Below are 25,761 nucleotides of genomic sequence, written 5' to 3'. Positions count from 1 at the left end.
AGCCGTGCAGAACACCACCGTGAACGCCTCGGCCGGAGGATGGTTCGAGGAGCGGGCCGGTCTCGCCGGCACCGTCGCCGTGATCACCGGAGGGGCGGGCGGTCTCGGTGAGGCGATCGTTCGGGACCTCGCCGCCAACGGTGTGCGTCCCGCCGTCCTCGACATCGACCGCGCCGCGGTCGATGCGCTGGATTCGTCGCTGCGGGAGTCGGGCGTCGACGCCGTCGTCCGGCACGGTGACGTCCGGGATCCGGAGACCCTCGAGGCTTTGTTCGAGGCGGCAGACGAGCGATGGGGGAGACTCGACACTCTCGTGAACATCGTCGGGGGCACGTTCCGGTCACCGTTCGTCGACACGACACCGAAGGGGTGGGACGCGCTCGTCCGCACCAACCTCTCGCATGTGTTCCACGCGTGTTCCCTGGCTGTGCCCCGTATGCAGCGTGGTGGGCGCGGGGGAAGCATCGTCAACCTCACCACCATCGAAGCGCACCGCGCCGCACCCGGTTTCGCGGTGTACTCCGCCGCGAAGGCCGCCGTGGAGCAGTTCGCCCGCACCCTTGCGGTCGAAGTGGCACCGCACGGCATCCGAGTGAACAACGTCGCTCCGGACTTCGTTCCCACACCGAACCTCGAAAAACTCGCCGTGGGCGAGCACGCGCTGGCGGATCCACGCAGCGCGGCTGTCGCGATCCCGATGGGACGGGTCGGTCACGTCCACGACGTGTCCCATTGCGTCGTGTTCCTCGCGTCGGGCCTGTCGTCGTTCGTCACCGGGACCACTCTCCACCCCGACGGCGGCACACTCGCGTCGTCGGGGTGGTTCAACTGGCCCGGGACGGGCTGGGCCAACTACGCGCCGGAGAGTGTCCTCGCGCGAGCGTCGTCGACGCTCGACGAGTAGCTGCGTGGGATCGTGAAGGTCGCTGCCACAACGAGTATCGCGGCCACGAAGCACGCCGCCGTGTACCAGAGGTTGCCGACGGGATCGCCGTTGGCGGTCACGCCGTCGGTGGCCGCGAAGTAGTCGGGTAGCGCACTCGCCCACAACACCGCCATCACCAGCAGGTACACGATGCTGAAATACCTGACGAAGTCGTTGGAGTACGCCGGCATCGCTGGTGAACCGGTCGTGCCCTGCACGGTGCGCAACCGGCGCCACTGGCGTGCGAGCACATAGATCGCCACGGCGGAGACGAGGACGAGTTCGGCGGCGTAGATGGTCGCGCGGACCGTCGTGCTGCCCATTCCGAGGACGGTCGCGGGCGCCGGGAGGATCACCGTTCCCAGCGCGGCGAGGAGCCCGACGACCACTGTCCGCCAGACCAGTTCGAGACCCCCGAAGGTGCGGCCCGCGTCGGCGTGGCGACCGACGAAGTACTGGACGAAGAATGCCAGGGACATCGGCCACAGGGCGGCGAAGACGACCACGCTCGGCAGCGGGACCGAGTCGAAGAACGGCTGGTTGACCGGATTGTCGAGCGACCACTCCCACCACCGCAATTGGGGGCCGAGATGATCGAAGATCTCGTAGAAAGCGTGGTGGACGAAACCGACGCACGCGGCGCCGACGAGGGCGCCGTACTGCCGGAACACGCCGAGCATCCGGACGATCTCGAACGCAATCGTCGCCATCAGCGGGTAGATCGCGATGATGTACAGGGGCAGACGCCCCCACATGAATTCGACCGTGAACACGTTGTGCGCGAACATCGTGTCCACGTATTCCTCGACGCCGAAGGCGTCGGGGAAGTACAACAGAGGTTCGATGATGAACAGGAACGCAAGCGTTCCGAGCCACACGACCAGATTGGTGGGATCGCCGGTGCGGCGGAGCCGGACGATCGCGTAGATCAGCGCCAGAAGCGCACCGATCACGATCGTCGCTTCGAGCACCGGAAGGGTCCAGTTCTCCAGGGCGAACGGGCTACGCAGTTCGAAGAGTCCGCCGGCTTCGGCGCACGAGAACCCCAGCCGCGTCGCGAGATCCTCGAACGTGGGGGAACACAGATCCGACATCACTCGGCCTCCCGCGCGGACACGGTCTCGGCGGTGTACCAGTGCGAGACGTCGTAGCCGGCGTCGAACCGTTCGAACCAGACGTCGGCGAGCGCGGGAAGCTTCTCGTGATCGGGATTGTGCTTGGGCAGCTGGCTGCGCACGACACCCGCCAGTGCGACGAGTTGCTCACGCAACGGTAGAACGTCGAACGCCCGCGGCATCGGTCCGTGGTCCTCGGCGTCGAGGAACGGCAGGCGTTTGCGCAGAATCTGCTTACGCCGGTACGAGGCGAACATCGACATGGCGTCGATCTTCCGGTCCTCGATCGGGACATGCTTGTTGAAGCCGTCGCACGCGATGGCGATGACGTCGAGCACGTGCTTGAACACCGAAGGCGCCATGCGCATCCGGTACATGTCGCTGCCGACGACCGCATCGAAGATGATGAGCGCGGAACTGCGGTGCTCGACCTCCTCGACGAAATGCCAGATGAACAGGGATGCGACCCGGTCGTCGCCGGGCCGGAACAGATGCGACTCGTTGTCGAGCATCAGCTTGAACACCGGGGTGAAGGTTGCTTCCAGGTCAGCGGTGTAGGCGAGGCGGTACTCGAGGGATTTCTCCGCCGTGAGGCGATCGAACGCAGCGACGACCTCGTCGAGCGTTTCCTGCAGTCCCGGGTACCGCTTGATCAGCCCTTTGACGTGTTGCCGGTGGGCGGTGGAGTGCTGGCCTTCCTGGTACATGAAGGCGTTGGCTTCTTCGACCACCTTCGGGTCGGCGATCCGGTGCACGACCTCCTGGACCATGTTCACGATCATCTTCTCGAAGCCGATCGCGAGGAACGACACCGCGTTGGCCATGCTCGAGAAGGCCGGGTTTTCCTCGTTCCACAGAAACGGCACGTCGTAGTCCGCGAATGCGAAGCGCATCTTCCGGACCTGCAGGTTCGTCATCGTGGCGCTACCTCGTCTCATGCCGGCCCTGGGGGAGGCCGGACGGGTGGGGCCCCGGGTGACGAGGCCTCGGTTCGGCGTGACCATACATCAATGCGCTCACTTGTATGATAGGAATCCCGGCGCCGATGCGGAAGGCCCCGCGACGCGCAGACAGGCCGGTGTGCGGACGTGCGCCGTGTTACCGTCGGATTCTTGTTGCAGGTCGTGGTACCCGAGGAAGCAGATTGTGGCGCGGAGACGTGGATGGGGCGGGCGTCCTCCCGTCGACGACGCGGAGGCCACGCAGCGCATAGTCGCGGCAGCGGTGGAGTTGATTGCCCGGTCCGGAACGGAAATCAGCATCGCCGACGTCGCTCAGTCGCTCGGGGTCATTCGCCAGACGGTGTACCGGTACTTCGCCAGCGCCGACGCGCTGATGCGTGCGGCGGCGATAGCGTCGGTCGAAGGATTCCTGGATCGACTGGCCGACCGGGTGAGCGGTATCGGTGATCCAGCGGAGGCGATGGTCGACGGGGTCGTGTTCACGCTCGCGGAAGTCCGTCGCACCCCGCATCTGGGCATCCTGCTGTCGAGTACGTATTCGGACCCGCATCCGGAAGTAATCGCGTCGGGTGAGGCGCGCGCCTTCGGCATGACCATGATCCGACGGTTCGACGTCGACTGGGAGAGTTACGGCTACGACGACGAGTCGCTCGGCGAACTGGTCGAATTCGTCCTGCGGACGATGCAGTCGTTCTTCGTCTCCCCGGGAGATCCTCCGCGCAGCGACGACGAACTGCGTCGGTATCTGCGCCGGTGGATGGGAACCGCGATCCTCGCGCAAAAGCCCTTGGAGTTGCACCCACCGATGTGACCTAGGTAACATCGGTCTTGCGAATCGAGCCGGAGACGTCCGCGGACGACAGAGAATGGCTCGTGAAGCAGAGATCCGGCCCGGTACACGCGAGAGCGAAACCGGGCCGAACCCCTGTCGGGGGGCCTGCGACGAAAGGGATCAGGGTGGGGGAACGCATCACGACCGTCGTCCACAACGGATTGACGTTCGACATCCGGGACGACGGACCGATCGACGGGGAACGTGTCGTACTGCTTCACGGATTCCCGCAGGATTCGCGATCGTGGGACGGCGTGGCGTCGTGGCTGCACGAGGCCGGATATCGCACCTTCGCGCCGGACCAGCGAGGGTATTCGCCGGGCGCGCGTCCGCCGCGACGTCGCGACTACAGCATTCCCCTGCTCGTCGGGGACGCCGTCGCGATCATCGAGCAGGTCGGCGGCGGGTCGCCTGTCCACCTCGTCGGGCACGACTGGGGTGCGATAGTGGCGTGGGGAGTGGCTGCCCAGCACCCGGACCTCGTGCGGTCCCTCACCGCGGTGTCGGTGCCCCACCCCGCGGCGTTCCTTCGCGCGTTCGCCACGAGCACGCAGTTGTTCAAGTCCTGGTACATGCTCGCGTTCCAGATGCCGTGGATCCCGGAACTCCTGCTGAGCAACGAGTCGGTCGGACGCTTCGTTCTGAGCCGGTCGGGTCAGCCCGGCGCTGCGGTGGCGCGCGACGCGGCCCGTCTCGCGGATCGGTCCGCGGTGCGCGGCGGGGTGAACTGGTACCGGGCGATGCTGTGGGCCGACCCCAAGGCGACACTCGAGTCCGTCACCGTGCCCACGCTCATGGTGTGGAGCGACGGCGACATCGCCGTCGGACCCGCCGGGGTGGACGCCACGCCGCGCTATGTCTCCGGTCCGTACCGGTCCGAGACGCTCGCCGGCGTCAGCCACTGGATCCCGGACGAAGTCCCCGACGAACTCGCGCGCTTCGTCGTCGAGCACGCCGCCGCGCACAGCTGACGGAGGCGGGCTCCCGGCCGAGTCCTAGGCGCGCAGACGTTCGCGCCGCAGGAGGTCGACCTCCGGAAGGTCGAGCGGCGGTAGTGAATCCACGCCCAGTGCCTGCGCGATCAGGTGGTCGGCGAGTTCGGGATTGCGGGCCAGCACCGGTCCGTGCAGATAGGTGCCGATCACCGAACCCTGGACTGCGCCTTCGAGGCCGTCGCCGACACCGTTGCCGACGCCGCGGGACACGCGTCCCAGACCTGTCGCACTCGACCCGAGAGTTGTTCCGCCTCGGTGATTTTCGAACCCGGTCAGCGGCTGGGTGAGACCGTCGACGACAGGCTGTGTGACGATCTCCCCGATCGAACGGACCTGTTGCGGCGACGTCGTCACGTCGAGGAGGCCGACACCGTCGACGCGTTCTCCCGACGAGGTCTCGTACCAGTGGCCGAGCACCTGGATGGCAGCGCAGATCGCGAGCACGGGCGCACCGCGCCCGGCGGCCTGCTGCAGGCCCGGATAGCGCTGGAGATGCCGCGTAGCGAGTCGCTGCGCGGCGTCTTCGGCTCCGCCCAGCGTGTACATGTCGAGCGACTCGGGCACCGGGTCGCTCAACCCGATCTCGATGACCTCGGCGTCGTAGCCGCGCATGCGCAGGCGCTGCCGAAGCACGAGGGCGTTTCCGCCGTCGCCGTAGGTGCCCATGACGTCGGGCAGCACCAGCCCGATCCGAACGGTCGAGTCAGACATGGGCCGTCCTCCTGGAGATTTCGGTGTTGAGATCCCGGAACGCGGTGTAGTTGGCGAGCACCTCCACCCGCCCGGGCGGGCAGGAGGCGATGGCCTTCAGCGGGTCCGGAACGAGAGTGTGGTCGACGCCCGCGTAGGTGAGGCGCACCGCGAGGTCGGTGCCGCGCTCGCCCGCCGCGACGACCTGCACTCCCTCGAAGTGTTCGAAGCGCACATCCCACAGCCAGGACAGGTCTTCGCCGTCGGGCACCTGACCGTTGACGGCGATGACGAGTCCGTCGACGGTCGGATCGATCATCGACAACGCTTCCTGCCAGCCCGCCGGATTCTTGGCGAGCAGCATGTGGACCGAATGTGGACCGACCTGGACGGTCTTGTACCGGCCCGCAACCTCGTCGACAACTGCTGCTGCGGCGACCGCGTCGGCAGGGTCGGCGCCCAACGCGACCGCAGCCGCGACCGCCTGGGCGGCGTTTCCGCGGTTGGCCTTGCCGGGCAGTGTCAGCTTCAACGGCAGCACGAGGCCGTCGGGCCCGTACAGGTTGTCGTCGTCGACCCACCAATCGGGTTGCGGCCGTGCGAAATCGGATCCTGTGCTGTACCAGTGGACGCCCTCGCGGGCGATGGGTTCCCCGGTGCGGGGGCAGCTCACCGAATCGTTCGCCCATCCTGCGCCGGCAGCCACCCACACGACGTTGGGGTTGTCGTACGCGGCCGAGGTGACGAGCACATCGTCGCAGTTCGCGATGATCACGGCGTCGGGATGCCGCTGAAGGCCCGCGCGTAGCTTGCGTTCGATCATGTTGATCTCGCCGACGCGGTCGAGCTGATCGCGGCTGAGATTGAGCAGCACTATCGCTTGGGGGGCGAGGGCGTCGGCCACGTGCGGGGTGTGCAACTCGTCGACCTCGATCGCGGCGAGAGGCGCGTCGAGATCGGAGGCGAGGGCCGCCACGATGCCCGCATCCATATTCGCGCCGTCCGCCTGCGTGACCGTCTTGTCGATCGTTTCCAGGGCGGCGGCCGTCATCCGCGTCGTGGTCGACTTGCCGTTGGTGCCGGTGACGAGCACCGTGCGGCGTCCGTGACCGACCTGCTTCATCAGCGTCGGCTCGATCTTCAGGGCGATGAGCCCGCCGATCATCGACCCCTTGCCGCGTCCGGCTTTCTGGGATGCCCAGGCGGCAGCTTTCGCGGCGCGCAGGGCGAACCGGCCGCGCGCGGTGATTTCAGTGCTAGTTCCCACGTCGGCGAGTGTTCCACAGCCGCCCGCAAGCCGCCGACGGCGGCTTGCCAACTGTGTCAGGAACTACGGGTGGGCTCCGTCACGCGCAGGGCGTGCGACTTGAGCACCTGGAACTCGTCCTCGGTGATAGTGCCGGCGTCGAGCAGTGCCTTCGCGTCGGCGATCTGGTCGGCCGGGGATTTGCCCGCGACCTCACGGATGTAGTTGTCCTGAGCGGACTTGATCTGCGCGGCCTCTCGCGCCGACCGCTCGGCCATACCGCGACCGTGGACCACCAGGTACACCAAGCCGGTGAGCAGCGGGAAGATGAAGAGGAACACGATCCAGATCGCCTTGACCCAGCCGGACTGCTCGCGGTTCGCGAACAGATCGCTGATGATCAGCCACAGCATGATCAGATATGCGATGAACGCGAAGCACACGACGATGTACCACATGATGTCCCAGAACTCCACGGCGATCCCCTTACCCGTTGGACGAGCTCAGCGGTCCGGGGATGCGTACCGAACCGACGACGCGGCGGTACCCCGGGAACATTTCCGCAGAGTACCGCCGCGCAGGTCGGGACATGGGCCGAATCGGCCGAGCGATCAGCTCGCGCGGTTGACCGCCGAGACGACCGCCCGCAGCGACGCCACGGTGATGGACGAGGCGATTCCCACGCCCCACACCAGAGTCGTGGTGCCGTCGGGACGGGTCACGTCGGCCTCGACGTACGCCGCGGCATTTGCGTCGTCGCCGGCGGACATGGCGTGCTCGGAGTATCCGCGTACGGCGACGCGGTAGCCCAGCGACTCGAGGCCGTCGACGAAGGCGGCCAGCGGGCCGTTGCCCGTACCGGTGATCTCCTTCTCGACACCGTTCACCTTGAGGATCGCGGTGATGGTGTCTTCGCCGTCGTCCGTCTCCGCGGCCGTGACCTTCTGGCGGATCCGCTCGAGCGGGGTGACGGGAGCCAGGTACTCCTCGTGGAAGATGTCCCACATCTCCTTGGGGCTGACTTCGCCGCCTTCTCCGTCGGTGACGGCCTGCACGGACTGCGAGAACTCGATCTGCAGGCGACGCGGCAGGTTCAGTCCGTGGTCGTGCTTCATGATGTACGCGATGCCGCCCTTGCCGGACTGCGAGTTGACGCGGATCACGGCCTCGTAGCTGCGGCCGACGTCCTTCGGATCGATCGGCAGGTACGGCACGGCCCACGTGATGTCATCGACATCGGAACCGGCCGCATCGGCGTCGGCCTTCATGACGTCCATGCCCTTGTTGATCGCGTCCTGGTGGCTACCGGAGAACGCCGTGTAGACCAGGTCGCCGCCGTAGGGGTGCCGCTCGGGGACGGGCAGCTGGTTGCAGTACTCGACGGTGCGGCGGATCTCGTCGATGTTCGAGAAGTCGATCTGCGGGTCGACGCCGCGGCTGAACATGTTCAGGCCCAGCGTCACCAGGCATACGTTGCCGGTGCGTTCGCCGTTCCCGAACAGGCAACCCTCGATACGGTCGGCGCCGGCCTGGTAACCCAGCTCGGCGGCCGCGACACCGGTCCCGCGGTCGTTGTGGGGGTGCAGCGACAGGATGATCGAGTCGCGCTGGGCCAGATTGCGGTGCATCCACTCGATCGAGTCCGCGTACACGTTCGGGGTGGCCATCTCGACGGTCGCCGGCAGGTTGATGATCACCGGGTGCTCGGGGGTGGCGCCCAGGGTCGCGACGACCGCGTCGCACACTTCCTTGGCGTACGACAGTTCGGTACCGGTGTAGGACTCGGGGGAGTACTCCCACCGCCAGTTGGTGTCGGGGTAGTCCTTCGCGGTCTCGATCACCAGTTCCGCGGCGTCGGTCGCGATCTTCTTGACGGCGTCCTTGTCGGCGCGGAACACCACGCGGCGCTGCAGGATCGACGTGGAGTTGTAGAAGTGCACGATCACGTTCTGTGCACCGACACATGCTTCGAAGGTGCGCCGGATCAGCTCGGGGCGAGACTGCGTCAGCACCTGGATGGTGACGTCGTCGGGAATCGCGTTGTCCTCGATGATTTCCCGGACGAAGTCGAAGTCGGTCTGGCTCGCGGACGGGAAGCCGACCTCGATCTCCTTGTAGCCCATGCGCACCAGCAGGTCGAACATGCGGCGCTTGCGGGCCGGGCTCATCGGATCGATGAGCGCCTGGTTGCCGTCACGCAGGTCGACGGCGCACCAACCGGGTGCGCGGTCGATGATCTTGTCGGGCCAGGTGCGGTCGGGCAGCGAAACCGGTTCGACTTCCTCGGCGAACGGCCGGTACCGGTACGTGGGCATCGACGAGTTCTTCTGGGTGTTCCACGCGGGCTGATCGGCGGGCGCGGGCTTGCTCGGCGGGGTGATGGTGCGCGAACCGGAGGTGAAAGCGTCGGCGGGTGACATGACGTATCTCCAAAAAGGTGGGACCGGTGGGTCCAGATCAGGATATCGACCGGCGCGTAGAAACCCCGCGACGGGAAGCCGGTCTGGTCAGATCCCGCCGCGGCGGCCGAGGAGAAGCGCGCGCTGCATGCCAAGCAGTGTAACGCCACGACGCTCCATTGCACCGCAGGCCCCCGCTTTGTCCGAAAGGGCTCCGATTGTTCGTCGTCTTTGCAAAGGGGCTTCCCGCCTCTTTCCGAGGCGAGAGGATAGCGAGATGAAGTACTTGGCGTTGCTGGCGGAACCGGAAAGCGGTCCCGCCTCCATCCCGGGCACCCCGGAGTTCGAGGAATCGGTGGCGCACCATGCGGTCTTCGACGCGTACGCCGGTCCGGCGATCGTCGGCGGCGGTGCGCTGTATCCGGTGGCCGAAGCGGTGACCGCGAGAAACATCGGTGGCACCCCGCTGGTGACGGACGGTCCGTTCGCCGAGTCGAACGAGGTCGTCGGAGGGTTCTACATCTTCGAGGCCGACGATTTCGATGCCGCCCTCGACCTCGTGCGCCGGATCCCCGACATGGACAACGGCTATATCGAGTTGTGGCCGATGGTGGAGTGGTTCTCCACGCCGCACACCGCCGGATGCTGGCTCGCACTGCTGCGCGAACCCGCCGGCGGCGCGGACGATCCGGGTACCACGGAGTGGGACGAGGGTGCGGCCGCGCACGCCCGGTTCACGGAAGCGGCCGGCTCGGCGGTGCGCGCGGGAGGGGCACTCCGCCCCCCGGCGTCGGCGACCACGGTTCGCACGAAGAGCGGCGAGGTGATGCTGACGGACGGACCGTTCTCCGAATCCACCGAGATCGCCAACGGCCTGTACGTGTTGTCCGCGCCGGATCGCGCCACCGCTGTGCAACTCGCGCTGCAGATTCCGATGGGCCCGGGGGGATGCATCGAACTACGCCGCATGGTCGACGAGTAGCGGAGTGGCCGCATGGACGTTGCCCGGGTGTTTCGCGCGGAGCACGGCCGCGCAGTAGCAGCGGTGACGCGATTCGCCGGCGATCTCACCCTTGCGGAGGACGCTGTCCAGGACGCGTTCGTCGAAGCATTGCGGACCTGGCCGGAACGGGGCGAACCCGCGAATCCCGGCGCGTGGATCACCGCTGTTGCGCGTCGGCGTGCCCTGGACAGGATCCGCCGGGAGACGGCCCGCGACGGAAAGGAGATCGCGGCCGTGCGGTGCGGCGACGCGCCGGGGGTGCTCGGTGACGAGGTGCCGTGGGTGCGTGACGACGAATTGCGATTGCTGTTCACGTGCTGCCATCCGGCGCTCGCGCCCGACGCCCAAGTCGCTCTCACGCTCCGTTTGGTGTGTGGGCTGACGACCGCCGAGATCGCCCGGGCGTTCTTGCAGACCGAGTCGACCGTGACGCGGCGCCTCAGCCGCGCGAAGGCGAAGATACGCGATGCCGGGATACCGTTCCGATCACCTCCGGAACACCTTCTGCCCGAACGTGTTCCGCAAGTCACGGCCTGCATCTACCTGGTCTTCACGGAGGGTTATTCCGCGACATCCGGTGATGCATCGGTCCGAGAGGACCTGTGCGTGGAGGCGATTCGGCTCGGGCGGCTGCTGTGTGGCCTGATGCCCGGCCAGCGGGAGGCGTGGGCACTCCTCGCGCTGATGCTCCTGCACGACAGTCGGCGTCACGAACGAGTCGGCACCGACGGAGCGGCGCGACCGCTCGAGGAGCAGGATCGCGGGCGGTGGGACGGGGACCGCATCCGGGACGGCCTCGACGCGCTCGACCGCGCGGATGGTTCCGCGGGGCCGTACCTGCCCCAGGCGGTGATCGCCGCCGTCCACGCCTGCGCTCCGACCTGGAACTCGACAGACTGGGCCACCATCGTCGGTGCGTACGACCGTCTGCTGGAGTTGTCGGGATCTCCGGTGGTGGCGGTCAACCGTGCGGTGGCCGTCGGGTTCCGGGACGGGTGGGAGGCCGGGCTCTCAGCACTCGAGGCACTGCCCGACGACCCGCGATTGCGCAGGTTGATCGAGCCTGTCCGCGCAGATCTGTTGCGGCGCGCCGGGCGTTGGGCCGACGCCGCCGACGCGTACCGCGCTGCACTGGAGACCACGGGCAACGAGGCAACGGCCCGGTTTCTGCGACGACGGCTCGAGGAAGTCGGCCGGTCGATCGTTCGGGCGGATGGTTCGTGACGCCGACGGCGACCTTGCGTTGTTGCGCACGACACTTTCCCGATGGGCCCGACCGACCCCCACATCGCCATCGGTAAGCTTGGCCCCTGGACTTGTTCCCAAGACCCGGAGGTTCGACAGCGTGGCACTCGTCGTCCAGAAGTACGGAGGATCCTCGGTCGCGACGGCCGAGCGGATCCGGCGCGTCGCTGAAAGGATCGTCGAGACCAAGAAGGCGGGCAACGACGTCGTGGTCGTGGTGTCCGCAATGGGTGACACCACAGACGAACTGCTCGACCTCGCTCATCAGGTGTGCCCGGTGCCCCCGGCGCGAGAGATGGACATGCTCCTCACATCGGGTGAGCGAATCTCGAACTCCCTGGTCGCGATGGCTATCCATTCTCTCGGTGCCGAGGCCCGCTCGTTCACCGGCTCGCAGGCCGGCGTGATCACCACGGGCAGCCATGGCAACGCGAAGATCATCGACGTCACGCCCGGTCGTGTCCGCACGGCCCTGGATGAGGGCAGCATCGTGCTGGTCGCCGGGTTCCAGGGTGTGAGCCAGGACAGCAAGGACATCACGACCCTCGGTCGTGGTGGCTCCGACACGACCGCCGTCGCACTCGCCGCCGCACTGGAGGCGGACGTGTGCGAGATCTACACCGACGTCGACGGTGTGTTCACCGCGGACCCGCGCATCGTCAAGGACGCGCAGCGGCTCGAGAAGGTGTCCTTCGAGGAGATGCTCGAGCTCGCCGCGAGTGGCGCCAAAGTCCTGATGCTGCGGTGCGTCGAATACGCCCGCCGCTACAACGTGCCTGTGCACGTTCGTTCGTCGTACACCACCAAGCCCGGCACCATCGTGTCCGGATCGATGGAGGACATCCCTGTGGAAGAGGCACTGATCACCGGCGTTGCGCACGATCGCGGCGAAGCGAAGATCACCGTGGTCGGTCTGCCGGACACCCCCGGCTACGCCGCCAAGGTGTTCCGTGCGGTCGCCGACGCCGACATCAACATCGACATGGTGCTGCAGAACATCTCGAAGGTCGAGACCGGCAAGACCGACATCACCTTCACCCTGCCCACCTCCGACGCTCCGCGCGCGGTCGAACTGCTCACCAAGCGGCAGGAAGAGATCGGCTTCACGCAGGTCCTCTTCGACGACCACATCGGCAAGGTCTCCCTCGTCGGCGCAGGCATGAGGAGCCATCCCGGCGTCACCGCCAAGTTCTGTGAGGCACTCGCCGACGCCGGCATCAACATCGATCTCATTTCGACCTCCGAGATCCGCATCTCGGTTCTCGTCAACGACACCGAGCTCGACGAGGCGGTGCGTGCCCTGCACGCAGCGTTCGATCTCGGTGGCACCGAGGAAGCGGTCGTGCACGCAGGGACGGGGCGATAGACATGACCACCATTGCTGTTGTGGGTGCCACCGGACAGGTGGGCATCGTCATGCGCACGCTCCTCGAGGAGCGGAACTTCCCGGCCGACAAGGTCCGTTTCTTCGCCTCGGCTCGCTCGGCCGGCAAGAAGCTTCCCTTCCGGGGTGAGGAAATCGTCGTCGAGGACGCTGCCGCGACTTCCGACGAGGACCTTGCGGGCATCGACATCGCCCTGTTCTCGGCCGGTGCGACGTTGTCCCGGGCGCAGGCTCCGCGCTTCGCTGCCGCAGGCGCGACTGTTGTCGACAACTCGTCGGCATGGCGCAAGGACCCCGACGTTCCCCTCGTCGTGAGCGAGGTCAACCCCGAGCAGGCGAAGAACCCGCCCAAGGGCATCATCGCGAACCCCAACTGCACCACGATGGCCGCGATGCCGGTCCTCAAGGCGCTGCACGACGAGGCGGGCCTTCAGCGTCTGATCGTCTCGAGCTACCAGGCGGTCTCGGGCAGCGGTATCGCCGGTGTCGAAGAACTGCTCGGCCAGGCCCGCGCGGTCATCGACGACGCGGAGAAGCTGGTACACGACGGCGGCGCGGTCGATTTCCCGGCACCCGACAAGTACGTCGCACCGATTGCGTTCAACGTGCTGCCGCTCGCCGGTTCGCTCGTCGACGACGGTTCCGGTGAGACCGACGAAGACCAGAAGCTGCGCAACGAGTCCCGCAAGATTCTGGGTCTTCCGGATCTGCTCGTGTCCGGAACGTGCGTGCGCGTGCCGGTCGTGACGGGCCACTCGCTGTCGATCAACGCGGAGTTCGAGCGGCCCCTGTCGGTCGAGCGCGCGCAGGAGATCCTCGCCGCGGCTCCGGGTGTCCGGCTCGTCGACGTGCCGACCCCGCTCGCGGCAGCCGGTGACGACGTCTCGCTGGTGGGACGCATCCGCCAGGACCCGGGCGCGCCCGAGGGTCGTGGACTCGCGTTGTTCGTCTCGGGCGACAATCTGCGCAAGGGCGCTGCGCTCAACACGATTCAGATCGCGGAGTTGCTCGTCTGAGCTCCGCCACCTCCGTACTCGAGCGAGTGGATCATCCCGCAGGGGTGGTCCACTCGCTGCTTTTCGTCCGAGGTTCGCTACGAGCGCCCGCCTAGGATGGCCGGTGTGACGTCCATTCGTTCCGCGACCCTCGACCGCATCGCACCGGCGACCCTCTACCGCATCGTGCGGTTGCGCACAGAAGTGTTCGTGTACGAACAGGGGATCGTGTCCGAGCCCGAACTCGACGGCCTCGACCTCGAGCCCGGCACGACGCACTACTGGATCGAGGAGGGCGACGATGTGGTGGCGACCCTCCGGGTCCTCGACGCCGACGGACCGGTCATCCACATCGGACGGGTCGCGACCGCGAAGCAGGCCCGGGGCAGGGGTCTCGCTGCCCGCTTGATCGAGGCGGTGATCGACGACCATCCGCAACCCATCGAGATCCTGGCACAGGCATATCTCGAAGACTGGTACGGCCGCTTGGGTTTCGAGCGCACCGGCCCGAATTTCATCGAGGCGGGTATCGACCACCTACCCATGAGACGACACGGTCGCTGAACCGTCCGTAAAAAGGTTTACATACAGTCTGGACTGTTTGTTGGTTTACCGTTACGATCCGTAGCGTGATCCACGACACTGTGCCCGGCGCCACACGAACTCAGGCGCAACGAACAGCGGCCACCCGCGCGAAACTGCTCGACGCAGCCGTGGAATCTCTCGTCGAACAGGGGTACGCGGGCATCAGTACACAGGGCATCGCCACCCGTGCCGGTGTCTCCCGTGGCGCACAGTTACACCACTTTCCCACCAAGGAATCGCTGGTCGTGGCGGCGGTCGAGCATCTGGTGGAAAAGCGACTGCAAGAGATCCTCGAATCCGACCCCGACCCGGAGTACGGATTCGAGGCATTGTTCGACGCGTTCTCCGGCCCGTTGTTCGACGCGGCACTCGAACTGTGGGTCGCGGCCCGGACCGATCCGTCGCTCCACGCGGCGATGATCCCGCTGGAACGTAAGGTGTCCGACGCGCTGCGCACCGGTTGCCTCGAAATCATGGGCGACCGGGTCAGTCCCGACATCATCGACCTCGCCATAGAACTGGCGCGAGGTTTCGCCGTCTCCGCCCTGATGCGTACCCCTGAATCCGATCGAGAGTTCCGGGAGCGTCTCCTCCCGGTCTGGAAGGCCCTGGTGTCGAAATGAGTCTCGCGATGCTCCCCGACCACGTGCACACCCTTGTTGTGGGCGCCGGCTTCGGCGGAATCGGAATGGCCGCTACTTTGCTGCGCCAGGATCCGACCGCAGATGTTCTCGTCCTCGAAAGGGGAGACGACGTAGGCGGTACGTGGCGGGTCAACACCTACCCGGGTGCGGCATGTGACGTCCCGAGCGCGCTGTACTCGTTCTCCTTCGCGCCCGAACCCGATTGGTCGCGTGCCCACGGCACCCAGGAGGAGATCTACGCCTACCTCCGGCGCGTTGCCCGTGACGAGGGTGTCACCCAGCGCACGATGTTCGGATGTGAACTACGGGAGGCACAGTGGGATGCCGCCCGCGCAGTGTGGTCGGTGTCGACGTCCCGCGGTGACCTCACCGCAGACGTGCTCATCGCCGCAACCGGCGCCCTCTCGACGCCCACCTACCCGAAGGTTCCCGGACTCGAGATGTTCCGGGGCAAGACCTTCCACTCCGCCGAATGGGACCACGATCACGATCTCACCGGTGAACGCGTCGCGGTGATCGGCACCGGGGCATCGGCCATCCAGTTCGTTCCCGCCATCGTCGACCGCGTCGCCCACCTCACCCTGTTCCAGCGCACCGCGTCGTGGGTCATGCCCAAGCACGACCACGCCATCGCGCGCTCGGTCCGGTCGCTGTACCGCCGCTTCCCCTTCACCCAGAAGCTCATGCGGGGCGCCGTATACGGGCAGAAGGAAATCTACGTCGTGGGCATGACGAAGCCGTTCGCCCGCAAATACCTCCTGCCGTTGTTCGAGCGCCGCGCCCGGCAGGTGCTCCGCAAGCAGGTGCAGGACCCGACACTGCGTGAGCGGCTCACGCCCGATTTCGCGATCACCTGCAAGCGAATCCTGTTGTCCAACGAGTGGTTCCCCACTATCACGCGGTCCGATGTGAACGTGGTGTCGTCCGGGCTGACCGCGGTGACGGAGAACGGCGTCGTCGACAAGGACGGCAACGAGTACCCGGTGGACACCATCATCTTCGGTACCGGCTTCACACCGACCGAACCTCCGGTCGCCCACCACATCCGCGGAACCGACGGCCGCACACTCGCCGAGACGTGGGACGGCAGCCCCGCGGCCCACCTGGGAATCTCGGTACACGGGTTCCCCAACCTGTTCCTCGTCTACGGACCCAACACCAACCTCGGGCACAGCTCGATCGTGTACATGCTGGAATCACAGGCTGCGTACATCGCCGATGCGTTGCGCACCATGCGATCCCGCGGGATCACCGCCCTCGAAGTGACCGGTGACGCGCAGCGCCGCTACACCGACGAACTCGATCCGATCCTCGAGGGGACGGTCTGGAACGCCGGAGGCTGCAGTAGCTGGTACATCGACGCGAAGGGCCGCAACTCCGTGATGTGGCCGACGTTCACATGGCATTACCGTGCGCGCACCAAGCAGTTCGATCTCGAGAACTACACGCAGCGGACCGCTGCGGCAGGAGCAACCGCATGACCCACTACGACGTTCTCGTGATCGGCTCCGGATTCGGAGGCAGTGTTGCCGCATTGCGGCTGACCGAAAAGGGCTACAAGGTAGGCGTTCTCGAAGCGGGCCGGCGCTTCTCGGACGAGGATCTGCCGAAGACCAGCTGGCGGCTGCGCAAGTACCTGTGGGCCCCGGCACTGGGGTGTTACGGAGTGCAGCGCATGCACCTGCTTCCCGACGTCCTGGTGATGGCCGGCGCAGGTGTCGGCGGCGGCTCGCTCAACTATGCGAACACGCTGTACAAGCCACCCACGCCCTTCTTCCGGGACCCCCAGTGGGGGCACATCGACGACTGGGAGGCGGAGCTCTCCCCGTACTACGATCAGGCCGCCCGGATGCTGGGCGTGCGCCCGAACCCCACCACCTCTCCCGCCGACAAGGTGATGCGCGAGGTCGCCGAGGAGATGGGCGCCGGCGAGACCTTCGTGACCACGCCGGTGGGCGTCTTCTTCGACGAGCCCGGCAAGACCGTGCCGGATCCCTACTTCGGAGGTGCCGGACCCGAACGCACCGGCTGCACCGAATGCGGAAGCTGCATGACCGGGTGCCGAGTCGGGGCAAAGAACACCCTGGTGAAGAACTACCTGTACCTCGCGGAACGCGCGGGCGCAGTGATCCATGCGCTGACCACGGTGACCCGGGTGGTTCCCCGCCCCGGTGGTGGCTACGAGGTCCACACCCGGAGCACCAACGGCATCCGTAAGCGCCGCACCGTATTCACCGCCCACCACGTGGTCGTCGCCGCGGGTACCTACGGAACCGCACGCCTGCTGCTCGCGAGTCGCGAGACCGGGGATCTGCCCAACCTGTCGAGCACTCTCGGAACGGTTGTGCGTACCAACTCCGAGGCAGTACTCGCGGCGACCGCCCGGAATCGCGACGTGGACTACACCGGCGGTGTGGCGATCACGTCGTCGTTCCATCCCGACGATCACACCCATATCGAACCGGTGCGATACGGCAAGGGAAGCAATCTCATCGGGATGATCCAGGCGATGCTCGTCGACGGTGGCGGCCGGGTGCCCCGCCTGGTGAAGTTCTTCGGTGTCGCGGCCCGGAATCCCGGTGCGTTCCTGCGGAACCTGTCCGTGCGGAACTGGTCGGAACGGACCGTGATCGCGCTGGTGATGCAGACGGACGACAACTCCCTCGAACTGAAGACCAGGCGCACCCCGTTCGGTCGCGGGCTGACCAGCAAGCCGGGACCGGGGGAGCCACCGCCGGAGTGGATTCCGATCGGGCACGAGGCAATCCGCCGTATCGCCCAGAAGATCGGCGGCGACCCGGGCGGTTCGATCGTCGACCTGGTCAACATCCCGATGACGGCGCACTTCCTCGGCGGCTGTGCGATCGGTGATTCTCCCGAGCGTGGCGTCGTCGACCCCTACCTGCGTGTGTACGGGCACGACGGTCTGCATGTCGTCGACGGGTCTGTCGTCAGTGCCAACCTCGGGGTCAACCCGTCGCTGACGATCACCGCGCAGGCCGAGCGGGCGATGGCGTTGTGGCCGAACAAGGGCGCGAACGACGCCCGGCCGCCACTCGGCGCACCCTACGAACCGGTGACGGCGGTTCCTCCCGTGAAGCCGACGGTCCCTGCCGGCGCTCCTGCTGCGCTCCGACTCCCGATCCATCCGATTCGACGAAAGGACGCAGACCGTGCTGTGGAAAGTGCCTGAGAGCGCAGACGAGCGCACCGAATGGCCGACGTCGCCTCCGCCGCCGTGGCCGGCAGCGGTACGGGCGACGTTGTGGTGGCACCGCAGCACGCCTGCCGCGGCGGAATACGGGCCCGACGGCCCGACCCTCCCGATCACGCTCGCGATGATGGTCGACTACCTGGACTCCCCGGTGGGGCCCTACCGCGAGATCCTGGCCAGCCCGGTGTTACGACGCGGACTGATCCCGGCGATGGCGGTGCCGTTCATCGCGGTCGACTCCGAACCTTCGGTGCACGGCGGCCGGGCGCACTGGCGGTTGCCGAAGGTACTGGCGACGTTCTCGGGCGATGTGCTCGGTGACTTCTCCGCCGCCGGGGGAGGATGGAAGGTCGCGACCTCGGCTCGCCCGCGTGGCCCGGAACTGCCGATCATCGGTGGCCTCCCCTTCGCTCAGCCCGGTGACGACGGTTCGAGCTCTCGCGCGACCGCACGACTGCGGGGCAAGTTCCGATACGCACGTGTCGGGGTGGAGGCAGAAGGGCCGACGCTGAGCCGCTGGCTGCGTCCGGGCACCCACCACGGCATCGTCATCACCTCCGGGCGGATGAGCACCGGACCTGCGAAATAGACCAGTATGCCCCTTTTCTTGACTAATTCCAGAAAAGGGGCATACTGGGTCCCATGCAACGAATGGACGGGCACCACATCGACCCCACGGAACAACTGCGTTCCGCGGGATTGCGGGTGACGGCTCCGCGAGTTGCCGTGCTGGGAACGGTTGCCGAGCATCCTCATTCGGATGCCGACCACATCGCCGCCCGAGTGCGCGAGACTCTCGGATCCGTGTCCACCCAGGCTGTATACGACGTTCTCAAGGCGTGCGTGGGTGCCGGACTGCTCCGGCGAATCGAACCTGCCGGATCAGCGGCCCGCTACGAGACACGTATCGGCGACAACCACCATCACCTCGTCTGCAGGAATTGCGGTTCGGTGGTCGACATCGACTGCGTCGTCGGCGAAGCGCCGTGCCTGACCCCATCCGACGACCACGGTTTCGTCGTCGACGAAGCAGAGGTCACCTTCTGGGGGCTGTGCGCGAACTGCCGCTAGCCGTTCCCTGAGTCCCACTCATCATTTCATCGCTTCATCCGCACGGACTCGCTTCTCGCGACCCGTGCCGATCACGCATACCCGAAATACGGGCATGCGAATTCGGAGGTCACTGATATGTCGAACACCCGGTTCACCACCAACGACGTCGGTATTCCCGTCGCGAGCGACAACGAATCGCTCACTGCGGGAACCCAAGGGCCGATTCTCCTGCACGATCACTACCTGATCGAAAAGCTCGCACACTTCAACCGTGAGCGCGTGCCGGAGCGTGTCGTGCACGCCAAGGGTGGCGGAGCATTCGGCGAACTGGTGGTCACGGAAGACGTTTCCGCGTACACCAAGGCCGCACTCTTTCAGCCGGGCGCGAAAACCGGGTCTCTGGTGCGCTTTTCAACGGTTGCGGGTGAGCAGGGCAGTCCCGACACCTGGCGTGACCCCCGCGGTTTCGCCGTGAAGTTCTACACCGAAGACGGCAACTACGACATCGTCGGCAACAACACCCCGGTCTTCTTCATCAAGGATCCGATCAAGTTCCCGGACTTCATCCACTCCCAGAAGCGGTTGCGGGGCTCGGGCCTTCGCGACCACACGATGCAGTGGGACTTCTGGACCCTGCGGCCGGAGTCGGCACATCAGGTGACCTGGCTCATGGGCGACCGTGGCATCCCGCGCTCGTGGCGGAACATGGACGGTTTCGGTTCGCACACGTACCAGTGGATCAACGCCGCCGGTGAGCGCTTTTGGGTGAAGTACCACTTCAAGACCGACCAGGGCATCGAGTTCCTGACCCAGGCGGAAGCCGACACACTTGCCGGCACCGATCCGGACTTCCACCGGGCCGACCTCTACACCGCGATCGAGCGGGGCGAGTTCCCCAGCTGGACGTTGCACGTGCAGATCATGCCGGTCGCCGAGGCGGAGACCTACCGTTTCAACCCGTTCGATGTCACCAAGGTCTGGTCGCAGAAGGACTACCCGCTCGTCAAGGTCGGCACCTGGACCTTGAACCGCAACCCGCGCAACTTCTTTGCCGAGATCGAGCAGGCGGCGTTCGCGCCGTCGAACGTCGTCCCCGGAATCGGGTTGTCGCCCGACAAGATGCTGCTCGGCCGCGTGTTCTCCTATGCCGATGCGCACCGCTACCGGATCGGCGCCAACCACGCCCAGCTTCCGGTGAACGCACCGAAGAACACCGTCGACTCCTACTCCCAGGACGGCACCATGACGTACCGGTTCAACGACCCGGACACGCCGGTGTACGCGCCGAACAGTTTCGGTGGGCCGCACGCCGATCCCGAGCGTGCCGGCGACGACGGACTGTGGACGTTCGGTACCGAAGCGGTGCGCGCCGGATACATCGAACACCCGGAAGACGGTGACTTCGTTCAGGCCGGCATCCTCGTCCGCGAGGTTCTCGACGACGCGGCGCGCGACCGGCTTGCGAACAACATCATCGGCCACGTGCTGGGCGGGACCGCGGAGGCACTCTACGAGCGCATCTTCGAATACTGGCGCAACGTCGACGCAGAACTCGGCAAGAAGGTCGAGGAAGGCGTGCGCGCGGGAGCATAAGCGCTCCCCGTCTGCCTTTCGGCGCATTCGAACATCCGTGTGACGGGTGGGTCGGGTGTGATTGCTAGGTTGATAGTTCGGCCCCGGTGGCTCGTCCACCGGGGCCGAACTCGATTCCGTGCGTCGAAAGGTGTTGTCCGAGATGGTGATGGGCCCAACCCATGCAGTGTCAGGGGCGCTCGTCGGCCTCATCGTCGCCGATGTGCTTCCCCGCGAATGGGGCGGGCCGACCTCGACGGCCGAGGCCTTTGCGTTCGCGGCCGTCTGTTCCGGCGCAGCACTGTTACCCGACCTCGACACGGCGCAATCCACCGTGTCGCGTTCGTTCGGCCCGATCAGTCAGGTCGCGGCGCGAGGGATCGACAAGGTGTCGGTGGGGTACTACTCGATCACCAGGGGCCGGCGCGACAGAAAACGTCGTGGGGGCCACCGCACGATGACCCACACTGCGCTGTTCGCCGCTCTGCTCGGTACAGCGGTGTCCCTGCTCGTCGCGCGATTCGACCGGGCGGCAGTCATCGCGGTCCTGTTCGTGACCCTGGGCCTGGCACTGCGGGGATTGTTCGGTAACTGGGCGAAGAAGAACGGGTGGTTCACCGTCACGGTCGTCGCAGCGGTGCTGTCGATCCTCACGTGGCGGTGGTTCCCGGGGGAGGTGGGGTCGACCGGGCTCGGTGTCGCGGTGGCGCTGGGGTGCGTGACGCACTGTGTCGGCGACGCCATCACGAAGGAGGGGATTCCCTTCCTCGCTCCGTTCGTTCCGTGGGGCGGTTCCCGCTGGTGGGAGATCAAGCTCCCGAAGATGATTGCGATCAGGGCGGGAGGACCGTTCGAAGTTGCGATCCTCGGGCCCGCACTGACACTCGCGACCGTGGCTTTTGCCGTGTGGTCCATCGACGGTGCTCCCGAGTACATCATGGAAACCCTCGAGGCTTCCGGCCTCGCGTTCTAGCCTCGCGTTCCGACGAGGTAGCGCCGCCTCGTATCCGGGCGGGTCCGGACTCTCGGTCCGAAGTCGGGTCGTCGTGGGGACTGTCGGCCGGCCGGGCTATGGCCTAAAAAGAGAACTTGTTCTATTTTTAGGCCGGTACCGGCTCGTCCCGACAGAACGGAGCTCGCCACCGTGAGCACTCGCGCCTCAGGCCCCATCCTCAGTCGTCGTGGCCTTCTCGGTGGTGCTGCCGGAGCAGCGCTCCTGATGGGAACAGGGTGGAGCCACGCGGGTGCCGTGCCGCTCGGCGATCCGGCCGCAACGATCGCGGCGCCCCCGAACTTCCCGGCGGACATTCCGCTCGCGCAGCAACGATTCGTCAACTGGGCGAAGACGATCGAATTCGACGCAGTGTGGACCGCGACGGCCCGTGATGCCCACGACATCGTGCGGCTGGCCGACTGGGCACGGGTCCACGGCTTCCGGATCCGGCCGCGCGGCTCCATGCACAGCTGGAGCCCCCTCACCCTCGAAGCCGGCCAGAACGTCGAGAAGGTCGTCCTGGTGGACACCATGTCGCAACTGAATTCCGTATCGGTGGATCCCACCGGCCGCCCTGCGACGGTCACCGCCGGCGCCGGCGCGAGCATCGAAGCCATACTCAGCGCCCTCCAGCAAGAGGGGCTCGGCTGGGCGAACTCTCCGGCCATCGGGGACATCTCGATCGCCGGTGCCCTGTCGATCGGAGCGCACGGTTCCACCTACCCCGCCGCCGGTGAGACGGTCGTGCCGGGCCAATCGTTCGGATCGCTGTCGAATCTCGTGCTCGCCCTGACCGCCGTCGTATGGAACGACTCGGCGGGAGCCTACGAACTGCGCGAGTTCCGGCGCTCCGAACCCGAGATCACCCCGCTGCTCGCACACGTCGGACGAAGCTTCGTCACGTCGGTGACGCTGCAAGCCGGTGCGAATTACCGGGTGCGGTGCCAGAGTTCCACCGATATACCGTGGCGCGAACTGTTCGCCCCTCCGGGTGCGCCGGGGCGCACATTCGAGAGCTACGTCGAACAACACGGACGCGTCGAAGCGATCTGGTTTCCCTTCACCGAGACGCCGTGGCTCAAGACCTGGTCGGTCAGTCCGGAGAAACCCGCCGGCGCCCGCGAAGTGTACGGGCCGTACAACTACGTGTTCTCCGACAGCATTCCCGAGCAGGTCACCGACACGCTCGCCCAGGTTGCACGCGGCACGCAGGCCGTGACCCCGGCGTTCGGGGCCTCGCAGTTCGGAGCGGTCGCGGCAGGACTCGCGGCAACCGACACCGACGATCTGTGGGGATGGTCGAAGGATCTGATGTTCTACCTCCGCGCCACCACCCTGCGGGTCATCGCGGGCGGTGGGGTGGTGGTGACACGGCGGGACAACATCGCGCAGGTGATCCACGAATTCACGACCTGGCTGCACGAGCGGATGACGTACTACGCGTCGCTCGGGCAGTATCCGGTCAACATGCCCTTCGAGGTCCGGTTGTGCCGCATCGACGACCAGTCGGAGGTGCTCGCCGATTCTGCCGGGGCACCGAACCTGTCGCCGGTACGTCCTCGTCCCGACCGTCCGGACTGGGACACCGCGATCTGGATGAACGTTGTGTCCATTCCCGGCACCGCCGGACTTTCGGCGTTCTTCCGGGAGATGGAGCAGTGGATGGTCGACCGTTATTCGGGCGACTACGCGACCTTCCGATCCGAATGGTCGAAGGGATGGGCATTCGACGACGTGGACGGATATCGCGACCCCGGCTTCCTCGGCGACACCATCCCGGCCATGTATCGCGACGGACTGTCGTCCGGTGAGGGCTGGGACGCCGCGCTGGAGGCGTTCGACCGCCACGACCCTCATCGCGTGTTCAGCAACGACTTCCTCGACCGTCTGCTGCCCTGACCCTCACGGTCCTCCTCGGCTCTCTGTGCCGTCCGCTCAGCATCCCGTGTGCGAGAAGGCGCGGGCGTAGCCGGCGGTCTGGTAGCTGTAGGTCCACGCCCAGTACGAGAGAGAGATGTTCTCGGGACTGGCGGCCATGATGAGTTCGCCGTCGAAGCAACGGTCGAGTATGAATCGGGCTCGCGAGATGTGCGGTATCGAAGTGACCACGATGACGCTCTTCCAGCCGTGGAGATCTGCGAGCCGGCGGAGTTCCTGCGCCTCGCCGCGGGTGGTCGACGGGTCGGGCTCGAAACACGTGATCGGGAAGTCGTAGCGCTGGGTGTCGCACAGGTCCGTCATCCACACATCCTTGTCGCCACGCGGGTTCGACAGCACGACGCGGGGTGAGAAGTCCAGGAGCGCGAGTTCGAGGGCGTAGGGATAGCGTTCGTACGCCCCGCCGCCGAGCACGAAAATCGCGTCCGCGCGGCGCTGCGGATGCAGATCCATGATCTCGACCTGAGGCGCGACGTAGACGGGCACTCCTGCGACGACGAACACGGCGAGCGCGCATGCAATCAGCGCGAGTCGCCGTCGACGGGTTCTGCGTGTCGGCGTCCCGGAGGGCGGGGGAACCGGCGCGGCGCCGGTGTCCTGCCGGGTGCTGCCCGCTCTTCCCCGAACCGGGAACCGTATCCGCGCCATACTCGGCGACTCCGTTCCTGCCCCGTCCCGACGAGCGGCGCCTCGCACCTGCAATCCGACTCCGAGATTACAGGACAGAAGTTTTGAAAGACCCCCAAAACAAACTGTGGGTATGTCGCTGAAGGGGTCGGAATGCACTCAGGGCACCTTCTCCGTGAGGAGAAGGTGCCCTGATGAGTCCTTCTACGAGTCGGGGTGGCGGGATTCGAACCCACGACCTCTTCGTCCCGAACGAAGCGCGCTACCAAGCTGCGCCACACCCCGTGATGAACCTCGGTTAGCTTACATCACGACTCGATCGAAGTTTAAATCCGCTGGTCAGCGGTGAAGTCGGGCGCTTTCGGCCGCAGTGTCGAGATCCCGATGCCGGGTCTCGCGCGGAGCCGGGACGAGCGTCAGCAGCGTGGCCTCCGGACGGCAGAAGAACCGTGCGGGGACGAACGGCGACGTGCCGAGTCCGGCGGACACGTGAAGCTGCATGTGCGAGCCCCACCGGGACGGGCCCTTCACCCGCGACCGGTCGATGCCGCAGTTGGTCACCAGCGCGCCGACGAACGGCAGGCACAGCTGACCACCGTGCGTGTGTCCGGCAAGCACCAGGTCGTAGTTGTCGGCCGCGAAGCGATCCAGCACGCGCGGTTCGGGGGAGTGCGTCAAACCGAGACGAAGGTCGGCGGACGGATCTGCCGGGCCGGCGATGGTCTCGTACCGGTCGCGCTCGAGGTGCGGGTCGTCGACACCTGCGACAGCGATACGGACGCCGCCCACCTCGATGTCACGACGCACATGCGTCATGTCGTGCCAGCCACGTTCGGTGAACGCGGCACGCAGATCGCCCCACGGCAGCGGCGCCCCGTAGACGCGGTCGTGGTCTTTGTCGAAATACGCGAACGGGTTCTTCGGAACCGGCCCGAAGTAGTCGTTGCTCCCGAACACGAACAGGCCGGGACGTGCGAGCAGGCCACCGAGCGCCTGGACGACGGCCGGTACCGACCGCGGGTGGGACAGGTTGTCCCCGGTGTCGACCACCAGGTCAGGCTCGAGCGAATCGAGTTCGCGCAGCCAGTTCTGCTTGAGACGCTGGTTGGGCATCATGTGCAGGTCGCTGATCTGGAGAACGCGGAGGGTCGATGCGCCCGGTGCAAGCACCGGGACCGTCACCTCTCGCAAAGTGAAGGCGTTGCGTTCGATCAGAGTCGCGTAGCCGAGGCCGAGGGCAGAAGCTCCGGCGGCGCCGACTGCGACGCGGCGAAGAGCAGAAACATCAGGCACTCGTCCAGGGTACCGCCGCGATCGGTCCGCGCACCGTGTTCGTGGTCTCG

The 25,761-nt window shown here is 66.4% G+C and carries 24 protein-coding genes and 1 tRNA gene; 16 read left to right on the top strand and 9 right to left on the bottom strand.

Going from position 1 to position 25,761, the window contains the following annotated elements; all coding sequences use genetic code 11:
* Positions 1–4 precede the first annotated feature (4 nt).
* Positions 5–904, top strand: coding sequence for an SDR family NAD(P)-dependent oxidoreductase (locus ACFWU2_RS19430; protein WP_378609752.1), 900 nt, complete (start codon positions 5–7; stop codon positions 902–904).
* On the opposite strand, the gene ACFWU2_RS19425 is transcribed toward ACFWU2_RS19430, so the two are convergent.
* Positions 853–2,019 carry a hypothetical protein gene (locus ACFWU2_RS19425; protein ID WP_378609992.1) on the bottom strand — a complete coding sequence of 389 codons (1,167 nt, stop codon included), beginning with the start codon at positions 2,017–2,019 and terminating at the stop codon, positions 853–855. The genes ACFWU2_RS19430 and ACFWU2_RS19425 overlap by 52 nt on opposite strands.
* Positions 2,019–2,957 (bottom strand): metal-dependent hydrolase, encoded by a 939-nt coding sequence (locus ACFWU2_RS19420; protein ID WP_378609749.1) that lies wholly within the window; start codon positions 2,955–2,957, stop codon positions 2,019–2,021. The genes ACFWU2_RS19425 and ACFWU2_RS19420 overlap by 1 nt, the downstream gene beginning before the upstream one ends.
* A gap of 229 nt (positions 2,958–3,186) precedes the next feature.
* Between ACFWU2_RS19420 and ACFWU2_RS19415 the strand changes: the two genes are divergently transcribed.
* A complete protein-coding gene (locus tag ACFWU2_RS19415; RefSeq protein ID WP_378609746.1) occupies positions 3,187–3,813 on the top strand; it encodes a TetR/AcrR family transcriptional regulator in 627 nt (208 codons plus the stop codon).
* A 146-nt stretch (positions 3,814–3,959) separates the two neighbouring features.
* Positions 3,960–4,805: an alpha/beta fold hydrolase gene (locus tag ACFWU2_RS19410; protein WP_378609743.1), complete on the top strand. Its 846-nt coding sequence runs from the start codon at positions 3,960–3,962 to the stop codon at positions 4,803–4,805.
* Between the two features lie 24 nt (positions 4,806–4,829).
* On the opposite strand, the gene ACFWU2_RS19405 is transcribed toward ACFWU2_RS19410, so the two are convergent.
* From ACFWU2_RS19405 to leuA, 4 genes are all read right to left on the bottom strand, one after another.
* Positions 4,830–5,540, bottom strand: a complete 711-nt coding sequence (locus ACFWU2_RS19405; RefSeq protein WP_378609740.1) for a type 1 glutamine amidotransferase — start codon at positions 5,538–5,540, stop codon at positions 4,830–4,832.
* Positions 5,533–6,786, bottom strand: coding sequence for a MurT ligase domain-containing protein (locus tag ACFWU2_RS19400; RefSeq protein ID WP_378609737.1), 1,254 nt, complete (start codon positions 6,784–6,786; stop codon positions 5,533–5,535). The genes ACFWU2_RS19405 and ACFWU2_RS19400 overlap by 8 nt, the downstream gene beginning before the upstream one ends.
* Positions 6,787–6,842: 56 nt before the next feature.
* A complete protein-coding gene (locus tag ACFWU2_RS19395; protein ID WP_378609734.1) occupies positions 6,843–7,241 on the bottom strand; it encodes an SHOCT domain-containing protein in 399 nt (132 codons plus the stop codon).
* A 135-nt stretch (positions 7,242–7,376) separates the two neighbouring features.
* Positions 7,377–9,185, bottom strand: a complete 1,809-nt coding sequence (gene leuA / locus ACFWU2_RS19390; protein ID WP_378609731.1) for a 2-isopropylmalate synthase — start codon at positions 9,183–9,185, stop codon at positions 7,377–7,379.
* A gap of 256 nt (positions 9,186–9,441) precedes the next feature.
* On the opposite strand from leuA, the gene ACFWU2_RS19385 reads away from it, so the two are divergent.
* The 13 genes from ACFWU2_RS19385 (at position 9,442) to ACFWU2_RS19325 (ending at position 23,752) form a co-directional block, all read left to right on the top strand.
* On the top strand, positions 9,442–10,146 hold the full coding sequence (locus ACFWU2_RS19385; RefSeq protein ID WP_378609728.1) for a YciI family protein: 705 nt from the start codon (positions 9,442–9,444) through the stop codon (positions 10,144–10,146).
* Between the two features lie 12 nt (positions 10,147–10,158).
* Positions 10,159–11,391 (top strand): RNA polymerase sigma factor, encoded by a 1,233-nt coding sequence (locus ACFWU2_RS19380; protein WP_378609725.1) that lies wholly within the window; start codon positions 10,159–10,161, stop codon positions 11,389–11,391.
* Positions 11,392–11,512: 121 nt separating this feature from the next.
* The gene (locus ACFWU2_RS19375) at positions 11,513–12,778 is read left to right on the top strand and encodes an aspartate kinase (protein WP_378609722.1); all 1,266 of its coding nucleotides are present in this window, start codon (positions 11,513–11,515) and stop codon (positions 12,776–12,778) included.
* 2 nt (positions 12,779–12,780) lie between these two features.
* Positions 12,781–13,812 (top strand): aspartate-semialdehyde dehydrogenase, encoded by a 1,032-nt coding sequence (locus ACFWU2_RS19370; protein WP_378609719.1) that lies wholly within the window; start codon positions 12,781–12,783, stop codon positions 13,810–13,812.
* A gap of 96 nt (positions 13,813–13,908) precedes the next feature.
* Positions 13,909–14,355: a GNAT family N-acetyltransferase gene (locus ACFWU2_RS19365; protein ID WP_378609716.1), complete on the top strand. Its 447-nt coding sequence runs from the start codon at positions 13,909–13,911 to the stop codon at positions 14,353–14,355.
* A 65-nt stretch (positions 14,356–14,420) separates the two neighbouring features.
* Positions 14,421–14,999 carry a TetR/AcrR family transcriptional regulator gene (locus ACFWU2_RS19360; RefSeq protein ID WP_378609713.1) on the top strand — a complete coding sequence of 193 codons (579 nt, stop codon included), beginning with the start codon at positions 14,421–14,423 and terminating at the stop codon, positions 14,997–14,999.
* Positions 14,996–16,501, top strand: coding sequence for a flavin-containing monooxygenase (locus ACFWU2_RS19355; RefSeq protein WP_378609710.1), 1,506 nt, complete (start codon positions 14,996–14,998; stop codon positions 16,499–16,501). Before ACFWU2_RS19360 ends, ACFWU2_RS19355 begins: the two co-directional genes overlap by 4 nt.
* Complete coding sequence (locus tag ACFWU2_RS19350) at positions 16,498–18,213, top strand: GMC oxidoreductase (RefSeq protein WP_378609707.1); 1,716 nt, start codon at positions 16,498–16,500, stop codon at positions 18,211–18,213. Before ACFWU2_RS19355 ends, ACFWU2_RS19350 begins: the two co-directional genes overlap by 4 nt.
* Entirely contained in the window at positions 18,206–18,823 is a 618-nt protein-coding gene (locus tag ACFWU2_RS19345) for a hypothetical protein (protein ID WP_378609679.1), read from the top strand. The genes ACFWU2_RS19350 and ACFWU2_RS19345 overlap by 8 nt, the downstream gene beginning before the upstream one ends.
* Positions 18,824–18,885: 62 nt before the next feature.
* Entirely contained in the window at positions 18,886–19,305 is a 420-nt protein-coding gene (locus ACFWU2_RS19340; protein WP_378609991.1) for a Fur family transcriptional regulator, read from the top strand.
* 117 nt (positions 19,306–19,422) lie between these two features.
* Entirely contained in the window at positions 19,423–20,880 is a 1,458-nt protein-coding gene (locus ACFWU2_RS19335; protein ID WP_378609676.1) for a catalase, read from the top strand.
* Between the two features lie 142 nt (positions 20,881–21,022).
* Positions 21,023–21,832 carry a metal-dependent hydrolase gene (locus ACFWU2_RS19330; protein ID WP_378609673.1) on the top strand — a complete coding sequence of 270 codons (810 nt, stop codon included), beginning with the start codon at positions 21,023–21,025 and terminating at the stop codon, positions 21,830–21,832.
* A gap of 246 nt (positions 21,833–22,078) precedes the next feature.
* On the top strand, positions 22,079–23,752 hold the full coding sequence (locus ACFWU2_RS19325; RefSeq protein ID WP_378609990.1) for a cholesterol oxidase substrate-binding domain-containing protein: 1,674 nt from the start codon (positions 22,079–22,081) through the stop codon (positions 23,750–23,752).
* A 36-nt stretch (positions 23,753–23,788) separates the two neighbouring features.
* On the opposite strand, the gene ACFWU2_RS19320 is transcribed toward ACFWU2_RS19325, so the two are convergent.
* The 3 genes from ACFWU2_RS19320 to ACFWU2_RS19310 all read right to left on the bottom strand — a co-directional run bounded on the left by ACFWU2_RS19320 (position 23,789) and on the right by ACFWU2_RS19310 (position 25,711).
* Entirely contained in the window at positions 23,789–24,439 is a 651-nt protein-coding gene (locus ACFWU2_RS19320) for a YdcF family protein (RefSeq protein ID WP_378609670.1), read from the bottom strand.
* 190 nt (positions 24,440–24,629) lie between these two features.
* A tRNA-Pro gene (locus ACFWU2_RS19315) sits at positions 24,630–24,703 on the bottom strand.
* A 54-nt stretch (positions 24,704–24,757) separates the two neighbouring features.
* Complete coding sequence (locus ACFWU2_RS19310) at positions 24,758–25,711, bottom strand: metallophosphoesterase (protein ID WP_378609667.1); 954 nt, start codon at positions 25,709–25,711, stop codon at positions 24,758–24,760.
* Positions 25,712–25,761: the final 50 nt, after the last annotated feature.

This window comes from Rhodococcus sp. NPDC058639, assembly GCF_042717545.1.
Classification (GTDB): Bacteria; Actinomycetota; Actinomycetes; order Mycobacteriales; family Mycobacteriaceae; genus Rhodococcus.
Note: the sequence above shows the minus strand (reverse complement) of the source record. Positions and strands in the feature narration are given on the sequence as shown.